3 protein-coding genes and 2 pseudogenes are annotated in these 2,620 nt (G+C 65.6%); all 5 read right to left on the reverse strand.

Annotated elements, in window-relative coordinates; translation table 11 throughout:
- Nucleotides 1-287: pseudogene (locus MOV75_RS33960) on the reverse strand (sigma-54-dependent Fis family transcriptional regulator); the annotation flags it as partial.
- A gap of 58 nt (nt 288-345) precedes the next feature.
- Nucleotides 346-696 carry a flagellar motor switch protein FliN gene (gene fliN / locus MOV75_RS33965; RefSeq protein WP_140481065.1) on the reverse strand — a complete coding sequence of 117 codons (351 nt, stop codon included), beginning with the start codon at nt 694-696 and terminating at the stop codon, nt 346-348.
- 3 nt (nt 697-699) lie between these two features.
- Entirely contained in the window at nt 700-1,323 is a 624-nt protein-coding gene (locus MOV75_RS33970; protein ID WP_246931905.1) for a FliH/SctL family protein, read from the reverse strand.
- Entirely contained in the window at nt 1,323-2,414 is a 1,092-nt protein-coding gene (fliG, locus tag MOV75_RS33975; protein WP_246931903.1) for a flagellar motor switch protein FliG, read from the reverse strand. Before fliG ends, MOV75_RS33970 begins: the two co-directional genes overlap by 1 nt.
- 44 nt (nt 2,415-2,458) lie before the next feature.
- Nucleotides 2,459-2,620, reverse strand: a pseudogene (locus MOV75_RS33980) (flagellar M-ring protein FliF); the annotation flags it as partial.

Raw genomic sequence — 2,620 nt, forward strand, 5'->3', positions numbered from 1 at the left:
TATTCCTTGGCGCCGGCGTGGATCGCGGCGACCGCGGCGCGGGCGTCGTTGGTGATGCCGCAGGCCACGATCGGGGCATGGATGTGCTCGGCTTCGAGCCGCATCACGAGGTCGCGGATGTCGAGGGCGACGTCGACCAGCAGGAGGTCGGCGCCCTTGCCGCCGCGCAGCACGCGCATGGCCTGCTCGTGATCCTCGGCATGGGTCACGGTGGCGCCGTTGTCCATCGCGATCTTGGTGGCGGTGGTGAGCTGGCCCTTCAATGTGCCAACGATGAGAAGCCGCATGTCAGTCTCCTGTCCGTCTGGTCGCGCTGCCGCGCGTCATTCCTTGCAGTCGCAATAGCTAGCTGCGTTCGGTCTTGATGATTTCGGTCATGGTCACGCCGAGCTTGTCCTCGACCAGGACGACTTCGCCGCGGGCGACCAGCTTGTTGTTGACGTAGATGTCGATGGCTTCGCCCACGCGCCGGTCGAGCTCGAGCACGGTGCCGGGCCCGAGCTTCAGGAGCTCGCTGACGTCCATCTTGGAGCGGCCGAGCACCGCCGAGACCTGCACGGGAACGTCGAACACGGCCTCGAGATCGGCGGCGGCACGCGCCGCATATTCGTCCTCGCTGTAGCCGACGTCCGTGCCGGTGGGCGGCATCGGGCCGTTGAGATCGGGCAGCGGGACCTGTCCGTCGGTGTCGCTCATGGGTTAACTCCCCCTGCGGGACGCGACATAGCGTCCGACCATTTCGTCGATCTTGGCCGCGATGGCGCCGCGCTCGAGCACGACGCCGCCATCGGCCCATTCGATCCGGCAGTCGCCGGTCGCAATCTCCGGCTCGGCCAGGATCACCAGCCGTCCTTCGAAGCCGCTCTGCTTGGCGAGCCGCTCGATCTTCTCGCGTGCGCTGTCGTAGAGCGCGTCGTTGACGCGGACCACCAGATGCGGCGTCGCGACCAGATGCGAGAAGCAGTCCTTGACCAGCGCGACGATCTCGCCCAGCGGCTCGGCGGCGACGAGGTCGGCGCACAATTTGCGCGCGACCGCCACCGCGACGTCGACCGCCTCGGTCTCCATCTTCGATTCGATGTTGCCGATGCCGGACGCGATGCCGCGGATGCCGATGTTGATCTCTTCCATGGCCAGCGCGACGCGGCGGTCGCTCTCGGCCTTGGCCTCCAGCTGGCCGGCGGCAAAGCCGTCCTGATAGGCGCGCGCCTCGGCTTCGGCGATCTTCTGGGCGATCTCCGTGGCGGTCGCGGCCTTCTCCCGCGTCGCCCGCTCGGGCGCCGCGAAGTCGGTATCGAACAGGAATTTTGCCGGAGCGGCCATCAGTACACCAGTTCGTCGTCGGCGCGGTTCTTGGTCAGCATGATCTCGCCCTTGGCGGCGAGATCCTTGGCGAGGTTGACCAGCAGCGCCTGGGCCTCGTCGACGTCGCGCAGCCGGACCGGGCCCATCGCCGCCATGTCGTCCTGGAGCATCTTGGCCGCGCGCGAGGACATGTTGCCGAAGAAGAAGTTGCGGACGTCCTCGTTGGCGCTCTTGAGCGCGACGCCGAGCTTGTCCTTGTCGACGTTGCGCATCAGGGTCTGGGCCGATCCGGAATCGAGCTTCACGAGGTCGTCGAAGGTGAACATCAGCGCCTTGATGCGCTCGGCCGATTCGCGGTTGTCCTCTTCCAGCGAGGTGATGAAGCGAGTTTCGGTCTGGCGGTCGAAATTGTTGAAGATTTCAGCCATCACCTCGTGGGCGTCGCGGCGGCGGGTCTGGGACAGATTGGACATGAATTCGGTGCGCAGCGTCTTCTCCACGCTCTCGATCACCTCCTTCTGCACCGCTTCCATCTTCAGCATGCGGTTGACGACGTCGAGCGCGAGCTCCTCGGGGAAGATGCCGAGCACGCGCGCGGCGTGCTCCGGCTTCAGCTTCGACAGCACGACCGCGATGGTTTGTGGATATTCGTTCTTGAGGTAGTTGGCGAGGACCTCTTCCTGCACGTTGGAGAGCTTCTCCCACATGTTGCGCCCGGCAGGGCCGCGGATCTCGTCCATGATGCCGTTGACACGCTCCGGCGGCAGGTATTGCTGCAGCAGCCGCTCGGTGGCGTCGAAATTGCCCATCAGCGCGCCGGAGGCCGACATGCGCGAGACGAATTCGAGCAGCATGTCCTCGACCGTATCGACCTCGACGGTGCCGAGCGTCGACATCTCCAGCGAGAGCTGGCGCACCTCGTCGTCGTCGAGCATCGACCAGATCTTGCCCCCATACTGCTCGCCCAGCGCGAGCATCAGGATCGCGGCGCGCTTGGGTCCCGTCACTGCCTCGGTCTGGGCGCCCGCGCGGCTGCCGGCACGCTGGCCGAGCGTGGAGATCACGCTGGTGATGTCGTTCGAGTTGGCGTTTTGCAGACTGGCGGCCATGTCAGATCACTTCTTGATTCACTGGCTGGGATTCTTGATTCGGATTACTTGGTTGGTTCGGTCAGCCACTGGCGGATGATGGCGACGGTTTCGTTGGGGTTGCGCTCGGCGAGCTCGCCGACGCGATGAACGGACTGGGCGTGGACCTGGCCCTGGATGGTGGCGACGTCGATCGCGCTGGCAGCGCCGCTTGGCAGCAGCGGCTG

The sequence above is a fragment of the Bradyrhizobium sp. PRIMUS42 genome, from assembly GCF_023006515.1.
Taxonomy (GTDB): domain Bacteria; phylum Pseudomonadota; class Alphaproteobacteria; order Rhizobiales; family Xanthobacteraceae; genus Bradyrhizobium.

Bases quoted from the DNA above. Each gene is read 5' to 3' on its own strand.
- fliN (WP_140481065.1), bottom strand. From the start codon at position 696: ATGAGCGACACCGACGGACAGGTCCCGCTGCCCGATCTCAACGGCCCG.
- MOV75_RS33970 (WP_246931905.1), bottom strand. From the start codon at position 1,323: ATGGCCGCTCCGGCAAAATTCCTGTTCGATACCGACTTCGCGGCGCCC.
- fliG (WP_246931903.1), bottom strand. From the start codon at position 2,414: ATGGCCGCCAGTCTGCAAAACGCCAACTCGAACGACATCACCAGCGTG.